General features: G+C 39.1%; 18 protein-coding genes. 11 read left to right on the forward strand and 7 right to left on the reverse strand.

Going from position 1 to position 17,877, the window contains the following annotated elements; translation table 11 throughout:
- Nucleotides 1-64 precede the first annotated feature (64 nt).
- The 4 genes from ilvC to FLM54_RS11060 all read left to right on the forward strand — a co-directional run bounded on the left by ilvC (nucleotide 65) and on the right by FLM54_RS11060 (nucleotide 5,800).
- Nucleotides 65-1,537, forward strand: coding sequence for a ketol-acid reductoisomerase (gene ilvC / locus FLM54_RS11045; RefSeq protein ID WP_178956395.1), 1,473 nt, complete (start codon nucleotides 65-67; stop codon nucleotides 1,535-1,537).
- 161 nt (nucleotides 1,538-1,698) lie between these two features.
- Nucleotides 1,699-3,618 carry a methyl-accepting chemotaxis protein gene (locus FLM54_RS11050; RefSeq protein WP_138605344.1) on the forward strand — a complete coding sequence of 640 codons (1,920 nt, stop codon included), beginning with the start codon at nucleotides 1,699-1,701 and terminating at the stop codon, nucleotides 3,616-3,618.
- 78 nt (nucleotides 3,619-3,696) lie between these two features.
- Nucleotides 3,697-4,887 carry a tetratricopeptide repeat protein gene (locus tag FLM54_RS11055; protein WP_178956396.1) on the forward strand — a complete coding sequence of 397 codons (1,191 nt, stop codon included), beginning with the start codon at nucleotides 3,697-3,699 and terminating at the stop codon, nucleotides 4,885-4,887.
- A gap of 73 nt (nucleotides 4,888-4,960) precedes the next feature.
- Nucleotides 4,961-5,800 (forward strand): M28 family peptidase, encoded by an 840-nt coding sequence (locus tag FLM54_RS11060; protein ID WP_218651601.1) that lies wholly within the window; start codon nucleotides 4,961-4,963, stop codon nucleotides 5,798-5,800.
- Here the strand turns inward: FLM54_RS11060 and FLM54_RS11065 are convergent.
- The gene (locus FLM54_RS11065; RefSeq protein WP_138605340.1) at nucleotides 5,746-6,087 is read right to left on the reverse strand and encodes a GIY-YIG nuclease family protein; all 342 of its coding nucleotides are present in this window, start codon (nucleotides 6,085-6,087) and stop codon (nucleotides 5,746-5,748) included. The genes FLM54_RS11060 and FLM54_RS11065 overlap by 55 nt on opposite strands.
- A gap of 106 nt (nucleotides 6,088-6,193) precedes the next feature.
- On the opposite strand from FLM54_RS11065, the gene FLM54_RS11070 reads away from it, so the two are divergent.
- A complete protein-coding gene (locus tag FLM54_RS11070) occupies nucleotides 6,194-6,553 on the forward strand; it encodes an outer membrane protein assembly factor BamE (protein ID WP_138605338.1) in 360 nt (119 codons plus the stop codon).
- 53 nt (nucleotides 6,554-6,606) lie between these two features.
- Here the strand turns inward: FLM54_RS11070 and FLM54_RS11075 are convergent, their stop codons facing one another.
- Nucleotides 6,607-6,930 carry an RnfH family protein gene (locus tag FLM54_RS11075; protein ID WP_008109106.1) on the reverse strand — a complete coding sequence of 108 codons (324 nt, stop codon included), beginning with the start codon at nucleotides 6,928-6,930 and terminating at the stop codon, nucleotides 6,607-6,609.
- Entirely contained in the window at nucleotides 6,927-7,367 is a 441-nt protein-coding gene (locus FLM54_RS11080; RefSeq protein WP_138605336.1) for a type II toxin-antitoxin system RatA family toxin, read from the reverse strand. The genes FLM54_RS11075 and FLM54_RS11080 overlap by 4 nt, the downstream gene beginning before the upstream one ends.
- Before the next feature lie 147 nt (nucleotides 7,368-7,514).
- Here FLM54_RS11080 and smpB point away from each other — a divergent pair, with 147 nt between their 5' ends.
- A complete protein-coding gene (gene smpB / locus FLM54_RS11085) occupies nucleotides 7,515-7,994 on the forward strand; it encodes an SsrA-binding protein SmpB (RefSeq protein ID WP_008109102.1) in 480 nt (159 codons plus the stop codon).
- 291 nt (nucleotides 7,995-8,285) lie between these two features.
- A complete protein-coding gene (locus FLM54_RS11090; protein ID WP_178956397.1) occupies nucleotides 8,286-10,880 on the forward strand; it encodes a TonB-dependent receptor in 2,595 nt (864 codons plus the stop codon).
- Between the two features lie 62 nt (nucleotides 10,881-10,942).
- Here FLM54_RS11090 and FLM54_RS11095 read toward each other — a convergent pair whose 3' ends face one another.
- Both FLM54_RS11095 and fadR read right to left on the reverse strand, forming a co-directional pair.
- Entirely contained in the window at nucleotides 10,943-11,548 is a 606-nt protein-coding gene (locus FLM54_RS11095) for a peroxiredoxin (protein ID WP_008109095.1), read from the reverse strand.
- 233 nt (nucleotides 11,549-11,781) lie between these two features.
- Entirely contained in the window at nucleotides 11,782-12,495 is a 714-nt protein-coding gene (fadR, locus tag FLM54_RS11100; RefSeq protein WP_138605332.1) for a fatty acid metabolism transcriptional regulator FadR, read from the reverse strand.
- 358 nt (nucleotides 12,496-12,853) lie between these two features.
- Here fadR and dsbB point away from each other — a divergent pair, with 358 nt between their 5' ends.
- Together dsbB and FLM54_RS11110 are read left to right on the forward strand one after the other, a co-directional pair.
- Complete coding sequence (gene dsbB / locus FLM54_RS11105) at nucleotides 12,854-13,372, forward strand: disulfide bond formation protein DsbB (RefSeq protein WP_138605330.1); 519 nt, start codon at nucleotides 12,854-12,856, stop codon at nucleotides 13,370-13,372.
- A gap of 1 nt (nucleotide 13,373) precedes the next feature.
- Entirely contained in the window at nucleotides 13,374-13,676 is a 303-nt protein-coding gene (locus FLM54_RS11110; protein ID WP_010387958.1) for a hypothetical protein, read from the forward strand.
- Nucleotides 13,677-13,688: 12 nt separating this feature from the next.
- On the opposite strand, the gene FLM54_RS11115 is transcribed toward FLM54_RS11110, so the two are convergent.
- Complete coding sequence (locus tag FLM54_RS11115; RefSeq protein WP_138605328.1) at nucleotides 13,689-13,982, reverse strand: ComEA family DNA-binding protein; 294 nt, start codon at nucleotides 13,980-13,982, stop codon at nucleotides 13,689-13,691.
- A gap of 297 nt (nucleotides 13,983-14,279) precedes the next feature.
- Between FLM54_RS11115 and FLM54_RS11120 the strand changes: the two genes are divergently transcribed.
- Nucleotides 14,280-14,579 carry a YebG family protein gene (locus FLM54_RS11120; protein ID WP_010387955.1) on the forward strand — a complete coding sequence of 100 codons (300 nt, stop codon included), beginning with the start codon at nucleotides 14,280-14,282 and terminating at the stop codon, nucleotides 14,577-14,579.
- A 200-nt stretch (nucleotides 14,580-14,779) separates the two neighbouring features.
- Here the strand turns inward: FLM54_RS11120 and putP are convergent, their stop codons facing one another.
- Nucleotides 14,780-16,291: a sodium/proline symporter PutP gene (gene putP / locus FLM54_RS11125; RefSeq protein ID WP_138605326.1), complete on the reverse strand. Its 1,512-nt coding sequence runs from the start codon at nucleotides 16,289-16,291 to the stop codon at nucleotides 14,780-14,782.
- Between the two features lie 343 nt (nucleotides 16,292-16,634).
- Here putP and FLM54_RS11130 point away from each other — a divergent pair, with 343 nt between their 5' ends.
- A complete protein-coding gene (locus tag FLM54_RS11130) occupies nucleotides 16,635-17,858 on the forward strand; it encodes an EAL and HDOD domain-containing protein (RefSeq protein WP_178956398.1) in 1,224 nt (407 codons plus the stop codon).
- The last annotated feature ends 19 nt before the right edge of the window (nucleotides 17,859-17,877 follow it).

Consider the following 17,877-nt stretch of genomic DNA (forward strand, 5'->3'; position numbering starts at 1 on the left):
ATGGTTATTCCAAGCAAAGCAAATGCAATGCATCTAACAAATTGAATTAATAGGAACCTTAATCATGGCAAATTATTTTAATAGCTTACCTTTACGTGAACAATTAGCGCAACTGGCACAATGTGAGTTTATGGGGGCAGACGAATTTAACGATGGTGTTGCTGCACTCAAAGGTAAAAAGTTAGTGATTGTAGGCTGTGGCGCACAGGGCTTAAATCAAGGCTTAAATTTACGTGATTCGGGTTTAAATGTAGCCTATACACTGCGTGAATCAGCGATTGCTGAGCGTCGTCAGTCATTCTTAAATGCATCGGAAAATGGTTTTAAAGTGGGAACATATGAAGAATTAATCCCAACAGCCGATGTAGTACTTAACTTAACACCTGATAAGCAACACACTGCGGTTGTTAATGCCATTATGCCATTAATGAAACACGGCTCAACGCTTGCTTACTCACATGGCTTTAATATTGTTGAAGAAGGCATGCAAGTTCGTGAAGACATTACCGTTATTATGGTTGCTCCAAAATGTCCGGGGTCAGAAGTACGTGAAGAGTATAAACGCGGCTTTGGTGTACCGACACTCATTGCGGTTCATCCAGAGAACGATCCTCAGGGTCATGGCTTGGCACAAGCAAAAGCCTATGCCGCAGGTACAGGTGGTCATCGTGCGGGAGTACTTAAATCATCGTTTATTGCTGAGGTTAAGTCTGACTTAATGGGTGAGCAAACCATTCTGTGCGGCATGCTACAAACTGGCTCTATTCTATGTTTTAATAAAATGATTGATAAAGGCGTTGATGCTGGTTATGCCTCAAAGCTAATTCAATATGGCTGGGAAGTGATCACAGAAGCACTTAAGTATGGCGGCGTTACCAATATGCTTGACCGTCTGTCAAACCCTGCCAAAGTAAAAGCGTTTGAATTAAGTGAGCAGCTAAAAGTAATCATGCGTCCACTGTATAACAAACATCAAGATGACATTATCGATGGCACATTTTCACGAGTAATGATGGAAGACTGGGCAAATGATGACGCTAACTTATTAAAGTGGCGTGCTGAAACTGCAGAAACTCATTTTGAAAAAACCCCAGCGAGTGATGTAGAAATTACTGAGCAAGAATTTTTTGATAACGGCATTTTAATGGTAGCCATGGTTAAAGCTGGCGTAGAGCTGGCATTTGAAACCATGACTGCAGCCGGTATTATTGAAGAATCTGCCTATTATGAGTCATTGCATGAAACGCCGTTAATTGCTAACACCATTGCACGTAAAAAGCTGTTTGAAATGAATCGTACTATTTCCGATACGGCAGAGTATGGCTGTTACTTATACAACCATGCATGTTTGCCACTACTACAAGAGTTTATGCAAGATATTGATACCGATGTTATTGGCAGAGGCTTAAATGAGCAAAGTAACCAAGTAGATAATCAAACATTGATTCAAATAAATACCGCACTGCGTGAACACCCTGTTGAAAAAGTGGGTGCTAAATTACGCGGTTATATGTCGGCAATGAAAAAAATAGTGTAACTCTATAACCCTAGAACTTTCAATTGTTAGAAGCTAAGCCCATTTGCTTTTTGCTGTGGGCTTTTTTTATTTAAATGTAAATTATTCATCAATAGCCGAAAATAAATAATGTGCTAGAATAATCGCCTCATTGCCTCAGTTGTAAATATATAAGCACTACCATGACGATACAAAATCTCTCTATTACTCAAAAAATAACAGCGCTTGGAAGCATTATTGCTATTTGTGTTGCTGTATTAATTGGTTTGACGTCTTTGCATAACTCAAAGAATATTATTGAGCAACGCATGATCGAATCAGAACTGCCAAGTAAGCTGCAAACAATCAGTAATCATATTGGTGGGGAGATCAATGAACTTTTAGGCGCAGCACAGCAGCTTTCTGCCAATACCTTTATTTTAGATTGGGCAAACTCTGGCAACACCAACGATGCGTTGTTACTAAAAGAACTCAATCGTTTGGTTGAGCAATATGACCTTGCCACCGCTTCGTGGGCTAATAAAAACACCGCGCAATATTGGAACCAAGATGGCTTTTTACGTGTTTTAAAAAATGATGCTGCAGATGGTTGGTTTTTTGCTTTTACTCAATCTAAACAACCTTATTCAATCAGTATTTATCAGGAATCTGCAAACGATGTAAAAATGTTTGTTAATCATCAGCAGCTTAATGGATTCGGCTTAGCGGGATTAGCAAAAAGCATTACTGATATGCAAAAACTGCTACAGCAGTTTAAAATTGAACAGTCAGGGTTTGTATTTATTGCCGATAAAAATGGCTTAATTCAGCTACATAAAGATGCAGCTAAAGTCGCTAAGGTTAATATAGATAGTATTTACAGTGCTAATATTCATCACAAATTACTTGATGAAAACGGTTTTGCTTTAGAAGAAGTAAATATTAACGGACAAGCCACGCTGATTGCTGCCACACCAATTAAAAACACCGACTTATTTGTGTTAGCTCAAGTACCAAAAAGTGAAGTATTCGCAAGTGTAAACACCCTAGAGTGGCAAATATTCACATTCACTATCATGACAGCACTTATCGCAAGTGTGATCAGTTACTTGTTAGCTCGCTCTTTAGCCTCACCGTTATCAAAAATGGCAGAGTTGTTTTCTCGTTTAGGTCGAGGTGATGCTAATTTAGCGTATCGTCTACCCACATCACCTCAACCTGAACTCAATAATTTGACGTCGGGCTTTAATCAGTTTATTGAAAAGATAGAAACCGCCATTGTGCAAGTAGCTGATGAAAGCCATGGTATTCGTCAAAGCTCTGATCATGTCTTTGCACAAGCAAAACAAAACTCGTTAGCGCTGGATAAACAAAAAGAGCAAACTATTTCGGTTGCTGCAGCGATTAATGAAATGGGCGCTACCGTGCAAGAAATAGCACAAAGTGCAGCGAATGCAGCTAAGTTAACTAACGATAGCCGCGATAATACCAAACAAAGCCATCAACAAGTACTACAAAGCCAAACGACAATATCAGCTCTTGCCAGCGATATTGATGGTATTACTGAGCAAGTTGCACTGCTTTCTAAAAAGACCATAGATATTGCCAGTATTGTAGATTCAATTAGAGGGATTTCAGAGCAGACCAACTTACTTGCACTTAATGCAGCCATTGAATCTGCACGTGCAGGTGAGCATGGTCGTGGTTTTGCAGTCGTTGCAGATGAAGTAAGAGCTCTGGCGAATCGTACGTCGCAATCAACCACTGAAATTCAATCAATGATTGAAGAGCTTACTCAAATTTCAGATGATGTTGTAAATGATATCAGCCAATCGAAAGGTAAAGCCCAACAAAGCGTCAGCGCAATGCAAAGCTCGGTTGAGTTGCTTAATACGATTACTGAAACAGCGAATGAAATTAACGACATGGCAACTCTAATTGCCACAGCCACCGAGCAGCAAAGTAGCGTTGTAAATGATGTCGGTCGAAGTATTGAGCAAATTAGTGAGATCAGTGATAAATCAATGAGTGAACAAATCAACACCGAACAAGCAATTCGCGATTTAGCCACCAGTGCACAAACACTTGATGCGCTAGTAGCCACGTTTAATCAGCAGCGTTAAACAGTTTGTTACATTAAAAAATAACCTCTGTATGAAATAACCACTATACTTGAGTGTGTTTTTTGTACAGAGGTGTGTATGAGTACTGTTCAAGCTAAACATTATTTACTGGCTGCTTGTTTGCTGAGTTTAAGTGCGTGTAGCACTACAGATAACGCCAATTTAAGCACGCCCCCCCCTATTATTACTCCCCCAATGCAACTTAAACAGCAGCTTGTAGAGTCTGAACAGCAAATATTTCAACTCGATCAGAGCCTTAAACAACAATTAAGTGCTTACGTACAAACAAATAAATCGGCTGATGAAATTGCCTATAGTCTACTCAGTTTTTTACTCTCAAATGGTGATAACTCACTATCTTATCAATCAACTGGCACACAAACGGCGTCTCAAAGCTATCAAAATTTAAATGCTAACTGTCTTTCCCTCTCAATTTTAGCGTATAGCTTAGCCGAACATTTAGGCCTGAAGGCTCGCTTTCAGAAAGTACATATTCCTGAGTACTGGGCGTTAAATCGAGGGTTTAATTTACTCACTGGGCACATAAACATTGCTATAGACAATAAGACTAAATTCAAAGACAGCTCACTTGTTTATCAGCGTAATAAGCGTTTAATCATTGATTTTGATCCTAATAGCCGACAAGCTCGTTTTGCAACTTCATCGCTGTCGAAAAAACGAGTGACCGCCATGTTTTATAATAACAAAGGCGGCGAGGCACTGATTAATAGGCAGTTTGATTTAGCTTATAGTTATTTTAAAGCAGCTATCAATACCGACTCTTCATTTAGTGCAAGCTGGGGGAATTTAGGAGTACTCTTTAAACAATTAGATGACCTCCAACAAGCTGAGAAAATGTATCATTTTGCCATTGCCTTAAACGCCAATGATAATACTGCGCAAGGTAATTTAGCATTATTATATAAACTCACAGATAGAGTAGCCGAAGGCGAAAAGCTATTGGCAAAACTTGACAAAAAGCGCCAAACTAACCCTTATTATCATATATCGCTTGGTAACAGTGACTATGTAAGTGGTGACTATACAAATGCGATTAGTCATTATAAAAAAGCTAACGCTATGTCGCCAACATTACATGAAAGTCACTTTGGGTTGGCGCGCAGTTACTTTAAATTAAGTAATATAACTAAAGCGGAGTTTCATCTACGTAAAGCTAGAAAAAAAGCAGACTTCATTCATCACAAACAGCGCTATGACAATAAGCTCATTGCATTAAAATCACTTACTGCGAAGGCGAATCATTATTAAATTATTTAGCTTAACCTGCATCGTTTTTTTTATAAGTTGGAGCGGCCTTTGTAAACAGATTGAGCCGCAATTATTGACTGATTTAACTATACTAACCAGCCCAGAATTAGCTGGTAGAAAAACGAATAGCCATGCAGCATTACTCACTAGGGAGTATTTAAAAACACGCTTCAAAGGGCATCAACTCACAGTAAGTGAACAACCTTTTACTTATTCCTCAGGGCTGTTTTTTAACGCACAAGGCGTTAATATTATTGCCACTAATACTGTAAAAGATTTACCCGTTATTGTTATTACTGCGCATTATGATCATTTAGGTCTACAAGCAGGAAAATTACACCCAGGTGCTAACGATAATGCCTCGGGTGTTGCTGCATTACTTTATTTATCGAATGCGCTAACGGTTTCTTCTTCATATCGCTTTATGTTTGTTGCAACAGACGCTGAAGAAAATGGTTTACACGGCAGTGAGCACTTTGCCAAAACAATGCGCCAACTCCCAATTGTTTTAAATATTAACTTAGATATGTTGGCAGTTAAAAAGTCACATAAGCGGTTATACGCACTAACAAGTCGCGCATTAAAAACCCAGCTTAACCCTTTACTTACTCAGATTAACGGTGACAAGATCAAATTAAAGCCTGTTTATTCATCACGAAAAATGAGCCGACTCACCAACACTAAACAAATCGACTGGCACAGAGCCAGCGACCATTATTCATTCGCTAAACAAAAAATCCCGTATGTGTACTTTTCTATGGGGGCAGATAACTTCCATCATAGTACTAAAGATACGCTCGAAAATATAAATACTCCCCTCTATCAAGAAGCCGTATTGCTAATTGAGGCATTTATTAATCAGCTTTTGACAAGCCCTGTGGTATTAAGGCCCCCTTTAAAAGCAGCAACATAAGCCTCTTTTTTTGCTCGTGGAAGTTTTTTAATCGCATACTCTAATTTGCTCGCGTCGCTTTTAGTACCTACTTGTTGTTGATGAATGAGCACCAGCGGCCCTTTACCTTTGAGGTTTTTTGCCCCTTTACCTGCTTGGTGAGTAGCGATACGTCGGGCTACATCAACCGTAATGCCGGTATACCAATGACCAAACCGTGTTTGCACAATATAAAGTGACCAAGTCGCCGGTTTATTTTTACTATTGCTCAACTCATTGTTTAAACTTTTTTGATTACTAATGGTCAAAACCTCGCCCTAACACGCTAAACAAAAACAATTACTCAAAAGGGTTTTACCTTGAGTAACTAATCGGTATCATGCAGATTATAAAAAATAAGGATCACAACTAACAATGCAGTCGTTAAAAACTTTGTCTCTTTGGCTTATCGTCGCTTTAACGCTTAGTTCAGCCGCAGGTTGTTCTAGCTGGGTATACAGAATCAACATCCCTCAGGGTAACTTTTTAGAACAATCAGACGTTGATAAGCTTCGCGTTAATATGACTCGCGAACAAGTACTATACGTACTAGGCAGACCCATTGCCGAAGACGCCTTCGATAAAAATACTTGGCGTTATGTATACAGCTTTAATAAAGGACGTGCTAATGAACAATATAAATCATTAGTATTAAACTTTGAAAATGAGAAGCTAGTTACGGTATCGGGCGACTATGAGCAACCAGAAAACTTTACAACACCTTTAGAGCAATAAGAAGCTATTAAAGTGTTGTTAAAAAAGGTGAGCATGGCTCACCTTTTTTGTGTCTAACGATCTAACGGCCGGCCACCAGTGACTTTATTAGCACGGCCCTCTTCTTTGGCTTTTTCAGCACGTTTTCTGCGAGCATCTTTAGGATCGGCAATTAATGGGCGGTAAATTTCAATTCTGTCGCCATCTTTAAGCTCATGATTAAGCTTTACCGTTCTGTTCCATACGCCTAAAGTTAAATCGGTTGCATCAATCTCAGGGCACTTTTTAATAATCCCTGACTGTATTACTGCTTGCTCAGCCGTTGTACCTTGCAGCACTTCTATATTTAACGTGGTTGCCTTAGTGGGTAACGCGAACACAACTTCAATATTTATCATGCACGTTCTCCGTACACGGTTTTTGCACGTTGAGTAAATGCACTCACCATGTTTTTAGCCACATCATTAAAAATTTTACCAAACGCTAGCTCTATTAGCTTACTTGAAAACTCGAACTCTAACTGTAAATTAACCTTACACGCCTGCGCATCTAATTGCTGAAAGTGCCAGCGACCTTGTAGGGTTTTAAAAGGGCCATCAACCAAGCGAAGCATCACTGTTTGCTCATCAATTAGCGTATTTTCAGTGGTAAACCATTTTTTTATACCGGCTTTGGATATTTCTAAACTAGCGGTCATGTTATTATCATGCTGCTTAATAATTTTTGAGTCTGAACAATTAGGTAAAAACTGTGAATAGGCTTCTACATCATTGACTAGATCAAACATCTCTTTAGTGCTGTACATAACCAGCGCGCTTTTTTCTATTTGTGGCATACTCACTCCCAACTGTGTGCAGGAATTTTAGCAAGCTTTGTGCGTTTCCCCAAACTTTCATCGCGCTTAAATTAATCCTTCGCTTTTGCATGTATAATTTAAAAAATCGATGTAAAACATCTTGTATAACGTATATTATAGGGCACTATGGCTAAGAAAAATTCATCAAAATCGACAAGTAATACCATCGCGCTAAACAAAAAAGCGCGACACGAGTATTTTTTACACGACAAGTTTGAAGCAGGTGTTGAACTCCAAGGCTGGGAAGTAAAAAGTATCCGAGCAGGTAAGGTAAATATCTCTGAAACTTACATTCATCTTAAAAACGGTGAAGCATTTTTATTAGGTAGTACCATTCAGCCTTTAAATAGTGCATCAACACATGTTATTTGTGACCCGCTACGTTACCGTAAATTACTACTAAGCAGGCGTGAACTTGACCGCTTAGTTGGTGCAACTGAACGTGATGGTTATTCATTAGTTGCCACCGCTATGTATTGGAAAAAATGCTGGGTGAAGCTTGAATTCCATTTAGCTAAAGGTAAGAAAATGCATGACAAACGTGAAGATGGTAAAAATAAAGATTGGTCCCGTGAAAAAGAACGTTTAATGAAACACAAAGTTTAAATAAAGACGCCTAACATCATGTTAGGCGTTTTTTTTGATTAAATTTTTAAGAAAATACAAATTATTACAAATTAAAGTCGCTCAGTGATTTATTTTTTAATAATGACCAAAGCACTCTCCCGCACCAGATAGCGAGTATCCCATTGTTTTTCATTATTGAGAAAATCAGTATATATTCGTGCCGATAATAAAATCAGCTTTGCAGTCAATTGATAACAGTTAAGTTACATGGTATTAATAATTCGGCTTGAAAAAACAAGTAAATTATAACATATCAACAAGGACTTAAGGATGAAGCAATCAATTGCATTTACACCGAGCTTAATCATCGGTGCTACTATCGCATTGTCAGCAGGTTTTAGTACAACAACTTACGCTGCACAGCAGACTGCAGAAAAAGTAGAACGTATTCAAGTAACAGGCTCTCGTATCAAACGTTCCGATATCGAAGGCCCATCGCCAGTACAATCCATTAATAAAGAAGACATCGAAAACATGGGTTATGACAACCTACAACAGCTTCTTGAAAGAATGCCTGTTGCAGGTAATGGTACTTTTTCAACCCGTGGCAATAACCAAGACTCAACCGCTAATGGTTCAGCCGCCGTCAGCCTTCGTGGTTTAGGGGCTGATGCTACGTTGGTACTTATTAATGGTCGTCGTGTTGCTATAAGCGCATTTGCTGAAGGGATCACCAACTCATTTGTTGACATAAACAGCATTCCTGTTTCAGCAATTGAACGTATTGATATTTTAAAAGATGGCGCATCAGCAATCTATGGCTCTGATGCTGTAGCAGGTGTTGTAAACGTTATCTTGAAAAAAGACATCGACGGGATTGAAGTTAATTTAGGTTACGGCGGCACAGATGGCCCTAACTATGAAGAAACCACGGCTAGCATTGTTTGGGGTACAACGAGTGCAAAAAGTAGTGCGTCCGTTATTATTGATTACTTTAAAAACACGTCTTTATCATCAGACGAAATGGGCCGTTTAGGTACTGCTAATCAATCTCCTTATGGCGGCCAAGACTTTCGTTCATCACGTGGCTTCCCGGGCTACTTTTACGTAGATGGCGTTAAAACAATCGATCCTTCGTGTCCTGCTGAAAATGCAACATCAAGTGGTAGTTGCTTATTTGACTATGGTCCATTCGGCTATATTGCCCCTGCATCAGAACGTGTAGGCGCAATTTCACAATTTGAATACCGCTTCGACAATGGCATCACCGGCTTTTTAGAAATGGCTGTACAGCATAACAGCTCAGTTGCAGCTGGCGCACCAACGCCACTTGATGAAGATGCGGGTTTAACCGTACCAGGGAATCATCCAAATAACCCATTTGGTCAAGATATAGAAATTGGTCGTTACAGAACAGTGGATGCAGGCGCGCGTCAATGGGATATCGAATCAGACACATTACGTTTTGTTGCTGGTTTAAAAGGTGAAATTAACGACTGGAGCTGGGAAACAGCGGTACAAAAAGGGCGTAGCAAGTCATTACAAACAGGGGATCGTTCACAAGGTTGGGTTCGCACCGACTTTTTACAACAAGAGATTGACGCAGGTAACTACAACCCATTTGGCGGCACTTACAACGATCCGGCTGTTGTTGACAGAATCACAACGAGCTTGGTTCGCCAAGGTGAGTCTCATATGACGTCGTTCGATGCTAACATTTCAGGTGAAGCATTTAACTTTGGTGATGATGTTGTCATGATGGCGGCCGGTATTGAATACCGCGAAGAAGACGTAACTGATACGCCAGATGATCAATTTCAACGTGGGTTAATCTTTGGTACCGAGTCAGTTTCAGCTGCCGCAGAGCGCGACCAATACGCTGCCTATGTAGAGTTTTCAATTCCACTTGCGGAAAACTTAGAGCTACAACTTGCGGGCCGTTATGATGATTACAGTGACTTTGGCACTACGACAAACCCTAAAGTCGCTTTACGCTGGGCACCTAGTGATGAAATCACGGTTCGCGGTTCTTGGGCGCAAGGCTTTAGAGCACCTTCACTTGCACAAGTAGGTTTAGGGCCATCTCAAGAGAGTCAGTTCTTTATTGATAATTACCGCTGTGATGCAACAGGTAAAGATTGTGACCCGCTAGATTACAACATTGAATTTGCCGGTAACCCAGATTTAGAAGCTGAAGAATCTGAATCTTGGAATGTCGGCTTCATTTGGGCACCCACAACTGACTTTGGTTTAAGTATTGATGTGTGGAGTATCACCCAAGATAATAAAATTGATGAGCAAGAGTTTGGTCCAATTTACAACTCAGAGTGTAATAACCAAAATAGTACGGTATGTGTACGCTTACCACCATCAGGTACTGACAGCCTAGGAACTATTCAAAAGATATTCAGTACTTTTGAAAATGTATCATCACAAGAAGTTTCTGGCGTTGATATTTCAGCAAACTACAATCATTCACTGGATGAGTTAGGCTTACTAAAATTCAATTTAGAATGGGCTTACCAAGATAAATTTGAAAAAGACGGCCGCGATTACACTGGTGAATATGGCTACCCAGAGCACCGTTGGATTTTCTCAACAAACTGGGAAATTGGCCAATTCAACACGAATATGAACATTAGTTATGTGGGTGAGTTTGAAGATACGCCAGATATCGATTTCGATGGCAACTTAGACTTCGATAGTAATACATCGCGCACTGTTGATTCTCAAGTATTGGTTGATTTACAAACATCATACCGTATTACTGAGTCTGCAAAAGTATCGCTAGGTGTAAATAACTTATTTGATGAAGAGCCACCATTTGCAATTGGTGACGGTGATTCAGATCTGTATGGTTACGCATCGGGTGTACACAACCCTCGAGGTCGTTACATTTACACTAAAGTGAGCTTTTCGTTTTAATTAAAAGCAATAAAAAACCGCCAATATGGCGGTTTTTTTTTATCTTAAACTAAAGGGCTAGATTATAGCTCGCCTTCGTTTTCAGATAAGAATTTAGCTACGCCTTCAGGGCTTGCATCCATTCCTTTTTTACCTTCAGTCCAACCAGCAGGACATACTTCGCCATGCTCGCTGTGGAATGCTAATGCATCAACCATGCGGATCATTTCGTCGATGTTACGACCAAGTGGTAAATCGTTAACTACTTGGTGACGTACGTTACCTTCTTCGTCGATTAAGAAAGAACCACGAAATGCAACGCCCGCTTCTGGGTGCTCAACGTCGTATGCTTTACAGATCTCGTGTTTAACGTCTGCAACTAGTGCGTATTGAACTTTACCAATACCGCCGTCTGCTACTGCGGTGTTACGCCATGCGTTGTGTGAGAACTGTGAATCGATTGAAACACCAATTACTTCTACACCACGTTTTTGGAATTCTGCATAACGCTTATCAAAAGCAATAAGCTCAGAAGGACATACAAAAGTGAAATCTAGTGGGTAGAAAAAGATTACTGCTTTTTTACCTTTGATTTTTTCGTGAAGGTTATAGCTATCTACAATCTCACCGTTACCTAGAACAGCTGCAGCGGTAAAGTCTGGTGCCTGGCGGCCTACTAATACACCCATTTTATTCTCCAAATATTTTGAGTTTATTGTCAATTGCTTACGCAATACTGATAGTAATATGGGCACTAATTTTTAAATTACAATAGCACCATATCTAATTAATCATTATTCTATGGCTATCAAAAATAAATTAACAATCGTATTTATAGATAGCGCCGTTCTAAAATAGCGAACGCTTGATAAATACACGGATTATTGTTCATAAAAAAACCTGCTTAAAGCAGGTTTTTTTTCTAATCCATAATGTCGCTAGGCATATCACCGCGAATATGTTGCCATATTTCACCGGTTTGATGACCATACTTACGCATCATGGATATCGCACCATCGTGCTCTTTATTCTCAGCAAGCTTAGTGAGATCTTTATAGAATTGACGTGCAAGCTCACGAGTGCGAGGATCTGAAAAGTAATGACAACCAATCTTAGAATAAAAGCCTTTGAAACCATTAAGAATAAGCACATAAATGCGATTGTTACCAGCAACAGCTAACTCATGGTGCACTTTATAGTCATAATCAGCAAATGCTTGCGCACTGTCTTCTAGCTCATCACTTTGCGATAAAATTTCAATAACGCGCTCTGGTGCAAGCTTTATTGCTGCACGGGTGTAAATTGCGCTGATGTTGGTGCGTGCTGAAAGTAACTGATCGGTCAACTCTGGCATTTTGTCTTCGTCTAAACGGGCCAGTGTTTCAAGAATATTTAACCCTGACGTTTCCCAAAAATTATTTACGCGAGTAGGTTTACCATGTTGTATTGTTAACCAACCGTCTCTTGCTAATCGTTGTAACACTTCACGCAATGTGGTTCTAGTAACACCAATTAACTCTGAGAGTTCACGCTCAGCTGGCAGAATTGAACCTGGAGGGAAATCACCATTCCAGATTGACTCTACTATGTATTCCTCAGCAAATCCTGCTGGGCTTTTCGCTTTAAAAATTCTCATTCAATTCCTACTCGAATTAATTCACATTACATCGCTACATACGATTAACTGACTGATTGTACCAGACAAGTCACAACTAACAAGTAAAGTAAGTTAAATTACCTAGGTATGTGATTAAAAGGGTAACTTTACTGGTAGAAATTAAACACAATATGAATGCCCACCTATTATTCATACGAGACAGTTTGACTAGCTCTTACAACTGGATTAACTTGATGGCTCTGGGGAAAGTCATGTAACAGAATATCCCTAACTTTGAGGTGCGAAAAGCTTTCATAGCTCCTCGCTTTTTCCTTTTACTTGCCCCGCTGTTTATCCTAAGTCATAATCTAAGCCCTTATTTAAATACGGAATTGTTATGAACTGGCTTGCTAATCTAAGTACTCAGCGTACACCTTGGTTATTATTCAGTGGGATTGTTTTTCTGCTTGAAGTTACTGCACTTTTCTTTCAATACAACATGGGGTTAGCGCCATGCATTATGTGCATATACCAGCGCACCGCAGTATTAGGCCTACTTTTTGCGGGTATGATTGGAGCCAGTAAACCAAACAGCCTCATAGTACGTATTGTCGCTTATGCTGTTTGGGGGATTTCAAGTGTATGGGGGTTACTAATAGCCCGTGAGCACATTGAAATGCAAACAACCACAGACCCATTTGCATTTAGCTGTGAATTTGAGCCAAACTTTCCAGAATTTATACCGTTACATCACTGGATACCGCAGTTTTTTGAAGCGACAGGTGACTGCGGAAATATAGATTGGCAATTTGCCAGCCTAAGTATGCCAGCGTGGATGGAAATTATTTTTGTACTCTTTACCGCCACACTGTTTATATTAGTGGCCAGTCGATTAATTACTAAAAAGTCACTTTAATATGTTTACTTTTTTTTCAAGCCAAGTTGATGAGCTTAAACATTTAAAAGTTCGTCAACGACAAACTGTTATAGCTATCTCTTTAAGCATGCTATCACCCAGTGACAGGGTCTTTATACGCATACTAAAGCTGATGCTATTAAGCCCATTCTTTTTAATATTTACTCTTTTCGAAGGTTGGTTACTGGTGCCCTTTTTAATTGTAGCTGGGTTGAGCTATCCGCTATTAACAGCACCAGTAGATATTAACTTTGCTAAAAAGCACCTTGGTGCTGCCTTAAAACAGTTTGATCAGGGCGCATAGCGCCCTTTTTAGTTAAAACGTCACCTTTCCATCAAGTTTGGCTAGCATTTTTTTACCCACCCCTTTTACTTTAGCTAGATCTTCAAGTGATGCGAAATCACCATTAGCTTCTCTATAATCGATAATTGCCTGTGCCTTTTTCTTACCGACACCTGGTAACTTAATTAACTGTTTTAAATCAGCACTATTAATATTAACCATGGCTGATTGCATCTGCTCTGATAGCATATCGCTTTGCGCAAAGGTGGTACCCATAGGTAATAAACATAAAGCAGCTGCTAACGAGATTATTTTAATTAATTTCATACTATTTCCTTTTGCGTTCCTACATGAACATTCGTTGATTATTTACACCCAGCACTTTTACATAACGTTGTGGTTACTAAGTACTAACGGTAACAATCACTCCTTGCGACTCCTTTACTGCAACGCGTTATAAAGTGACTTAATAAATAAAGTAGAGTCAGCCTTTATTGTCAACTAAGCTGCAGATAAACTAAGGCTAAAGCTTGCAAAATAACGCGCAAGCTTGTACTGTACATAAAAACAGTAATCTAATGATTTAAAATAATCATATTGCCACGTAAGTAAGCAGGAGAAATCATGGCTGTTGTTGTTAAATATGTTGTAGAACGAAACGGAGTCGAGCGCATGACGTTTACTACTAAAAAAGAAGCTGATGCCTATGACAAAATGCTCGATATCGCCGAGTCACTAGAACTAATGCTTGAAAAAGTAGATGTGCCGCTAAGTGAACAACAAGTTGAGTCGCTTGCACTTGAGATTGCGAAAAGTAAAGACGACTTTATGGCGGTACTTAAGGGGACTAAAGAAGTACCTGCAAAAGCTAAAAAAACAAAGTCAGATAACGTTGCAGATATAAAAGATAAAGCTGCAAGTTAGTACTTTTAAAAACCTAATAGTAATTATTAAAAAAACTGAATTCGGTATTCGAATTCAGTTTTTTTTATGCCTTTAAATAATGATAGCTAAAAGCGAGTAAATCATCACTATTTGCTAATGTTAAAAGTCAGTCGATAAAAATGCCAACCAGTTAAACTGGTTGGCATTTTTTTAAACCAAAACTTAGGTTAACTAATCACTTATAATGACGATTCAACTTCATCAAACAGATCAGTAATTTCCTTTTTCGGTTCAGCTGTCATAAGGCTTCCTACTACAATCGCAATACTTGCTAAAATAAAGCCAGGGACGATTTCATAGATCACGCTACTCAAACTCTCACCATTAATAGTAATAGGCGCATAAATCCACACAAGCACCGTTAGTGCACCTACAACCATACCACTGATAGCCCCTTTTAAGTTCATACGCTTCCAGTAAAGGCTAAACAATACCAGTGGACCGAATGCAGCACCGAAACCAGCCCATGCATTACTTACTAAATCTAGTATTGAACTATTGCGGTCATACGCTAAGTAGATTGCAAATAACGCAACCAATATCACGCTAATACGCCCTACTAATACCAGCTCAGTTTGCGAAGCATTACGATTTAAGTAGATCTTATAAAAGTCTTCAGTTAAAGAACTTGAACACACCAATAGTTGCGATGAAATAGTACTCATAATCGCAGCTAAAATAGCCGCTAGTAGGAAACCGGCAATTAACGGATGGAATATTAATTCAGCTAATACTAGGAAGATTGTTTCTTTGTCGGCAATCGGCATTTGGTTTTCAATCATGAATGCTGCGCCAAATAGCCCGGTAAATACCGCACCAATAGCGGATAGCGTCATCCAAGACATACCAATACGACGCATGGTTGGCATTTCTTTTACTGAGCGAATAGACATAAAGCGAACAATAATATGCGGCTGACCAAAGTAACCTAAGCCCCACGCCATTGCAGAAATAATAGCAATGGTAGAACCGCCCGCAAACCAGTCAAGCATACTTAAAGAATGAATTTCGCTTGCTTTAGGCGAGCTTAGTAACTGCTGATAGTTTGCATTTGCTAAGGTATCCATAAAGGGTTGGTCAAGCATCATGTAGGTGGCAATTGGCACTGCCAACAACGAAATAAACATGATACAGCCTTGCACAAAGTCTGTAAGGCTAACCGCTAAAAAACCACCAAACAAGGTATATACCACTACTACACCCGTGGTGATGTATAAGCCCATTTCGTAACTCATTTGAAATGAGTTTTCAAATAACTTACCACCGGCAACAACTCCCGATGAAGTATATAAGGTAAAGAAAACAATAATTACTATTGCAGAGATAACACGTAGGATATTTTTGTTGTCATCAAAACGGTTTGCAAAGAAATCAGGGATAGTAATGGAGTCATTGGCTTTTTCAGTATAAACACGCAGTCTTGGTGCTACTAAAAAGTAGTTTGCCCATGCACCTAATACTAAACCAATTGCAATCCAAACCTTACTCAATCCAAATAAATACATTGCGCCAGGTAAACCCATTAATAACCAACCACTCATATCTGATGCACCAGCCGATAGGGCAGCTACACTGGGGGCTAAATTACGACCACCTAGCATATACCCTGAAATATCACTGGTAGATTGCTTATATGCGTATAGTCCTATTCCTAGCATTACAATAAAGTATAATGCCAGTGAAATAATCATTCCTGTTTCCAAATTCGCCTCCACTTAAAAAAGTAATAATAGGCTTGTAATCCAAATAATGACTCTTGAAATCTTATAATTAAGACAGTATTGGAATAAAAGCTTTCTACTCAACTATAACACGGTAATCGCTAATAACTCCAACCCGCTAATTTAAGTAGATAAAAAACCATCCATTCGCTTGTTTTTAAAACGAATAGAGTAAAAACAATAAGTTTAGATTAATTAAAATTACCCAAGCCATGATATTTTATTAATAAAATTCATTTTACCGATGCTATTTTGAATGTTTTCCAATATATTATTACAATGTTAATTAATTTCTACCTTTACGGAATCTTATATGTATTTTTACGCTGCTCGCCAACCCATTTTAGATCGCAATAAGGAGCTAATTGGCTACGAGCTTTTATTTCGTGATGGGGTAGATAACGTATTTCCAAATATTGACGGCGACGAAGCGACGTCTCGCCTAATTGAAGGCAGTCAGTTTAATTTTGGCCTTGAAGATTTAACCGATAATAAACCCGCTTATATTAACTTTACCCTAGACACCTTATTAAAAGGCTACCCTACGCTATTAAATAAAGACGGGGTAGTTATTGAAATATTAGAAACCGTTCAGCCAGGAAAACGCCTGCTCGCAATAGTTAAAGATCTAAAAGAAAAAGGGTATACACTCGCTCTAGATGACTACGCGCACCAACCTGTTTGGCGCCACTTTTATCCATTTATTGATATCATTAAAATTGATTTTTTAAAGTGCGATATAGAAATCGTTAAAGCCCTCATCGAGGACTTAAAACCTTACCCTCATATTAAATTACTTGCAGAAAAAGTTGAAACCTACGAGCTTTACAACCAAGCTTTTGAACTGGGCTTTGAGTACTTTCAAGGCTTTTTCTTTTCAAAACCTGAGATGGTGCAAAGTAAAGCCTTACCGCCATCAGGCATGGCACTGGCTGAACTGCTCTATGAAACATCCAGTGTAGAAATGGATCTTAAAAAAATCACCGATGTATTTGAGCGTGATGTTAACTTATCATATAAACTACTGCGCTATTCAAACTCAGCAGCATTTACCCGCCGCTCTGAAATAAGCACTATAAAACAAGCACTAATTGTATTAGGCGCTGCTGAAATAAAAAAGCTGCTCTCTTTATTGTTTGCAGCACAAGTCTCTGCCGATAAGCCATTAGAGCTTATTAGACTGTCGTTAACGCGGGCGCGTTTTTGTGAGTTGTTAGCTATTTCACATGGCAAACTGAAAGACACAGGCATGGCGTTCTTAACTGGCATGATGTCGCTTATGGATGCGATATTAGATGAAGAAATGGACAGCGTAATGCTTAAATTACCTCTATCTAATGAGATAAAAACAGCGCTATTAAAAAATGAAGGGCTACTTTCCGAATACTTAAGTTTAGTGACTCTGTATGAGCAAGGTGATTGGCAAGCTGCGAATGACAAAGCTCAGCAACTAAACTTAGGTGATGAAGTGCCTGATGCATACCACGAAGCTCTCAATTGGGTTAGTGAGCAAATGCAGGTGATGATTGATAGCTAAGAGATCTTTGATGCCCATT

The sequence above is a fragment of the Pseudoalteromonas sp. Scap25 genome (assembly GCF_013394125.1).
GTDB lineage: Bacteria > Pseudomonadota > Gammaproteobacteria > Enterobacterales > Alteromonadaceae > Pseudoalteromonas.

Excerpts from the sequence above, each read along its gene's own strand:
- ilvC (WP_178956395.1), top strand. The coding sequence starts at position 65 with ATGGCAAATTATTTTAATAGCTTACCTTTACGTGAACAATTAGCGCAA.
- FLM54_RS11050 (WP_138605344.1), top strand. The coding sequence starts at position 1,699 with ATGACGATACAAAATCTCTCTATTACTCAAAAAATAACAGCGCTTGGA.
- FLM54_RS11055 (WP_178956396.1), top strand. The coding sequence starts at position 3,697 with ATGAGTACTGTTCAAGCTAAACATTATTTACTGGCTGCTTGTTTGCTG.
- FLM54_RS11070 (WP_138605338.1), top strand. The coding sequence starts at position 6,194 with ATGCAGTCGTTAAAAACTTTGTCTCTTTGGCTTATCGTCGCTTTAACG.
- FLM54_RS11075 (WP_008109106.1), bottom strand. The coding sequence starts at position 6,930 with ATGATAAATATTGAAGTTGTGTTCGCGTTACCCACTAAGGCAACCACG.
- FLM54_RS11080 (WP_138605336.1), bottom strand. The coding sequence starts at position 7,367 with ATGCCACAAATAGAAAAAAGCGCGCTGGTTATGTACAGCACTAAAGAG.
- smpB (WP_008109102.1), top strand. The coding sequence starts at position 7,515 with ATGGCTAAGAAAAATTCATCAAAATCGACAAGTAATACCATCGCGCTA.
- FLM54_RS11090 (WP_178956397.1), top strand. The coding sequence starts at position 8,286 with ATGAAGCAATCAATTGCATTTACACCGAGCTTAATCATCGGTGCTACT.
- FLM54_RS11095 (WP_008109095.1), bottom strand. The coding sequence starts at position 11,548 with ATGGGTGTATTAGTAGGCCGCCAGGCACCAGACTTTACCGCTGCAGCT.
- fadR (WP_138605332.1), bottom strand. The coding sequence starts at position 12,495 with ATGAGAATTTTTAAAGCGAAAAGCCCAGCAGGATTTGCTGAGGAATAC.
- dsbB (WP_138605330.1), top strand. The coding sequence starts at position 12,854 with ATGAACTGGCTTGCTAATCTAAGTACTCAGCGTACACCTTGGTTATTA.
- FLM54_RS11110 (WP_010387958.1), top strand. The coding sequence starts at position 13,374 with ATGTTTACTTTTTTTTCAAGCCAAGTTGATGAGCTTAAACATTTAAAA.
- FLM54_RS11115 (WP_138605328.1), bottom strand. The coding sequence starts at position 13,982 with ATGAAATTAATTAAAATAATCTCGTTAGCAGCTGCTTTATGTTTATTA.
- FLM54_RS11120 (WP_010387955.1), top strand. The coding sequence starts at position 14,280 with ATGGCTGTTGTTGTTAAATATGTTGTAGAACGAAACGGAGTCGAGCGC.
- putP (WP_138605326.1), bottom strand. The coding sequence starts at position 16,291 with ATGATTATTTCACTGGCATTATACTTTATTGTAATGCTAGGAATAGGA.
- FLM54_RS11130 (WP_178956398.1), top strand. The coding sequence starts at position 16,635 with ATGTATTTTTACGCTGCTCGCCAACCCATTTTAGATCGCAATAAGGAG.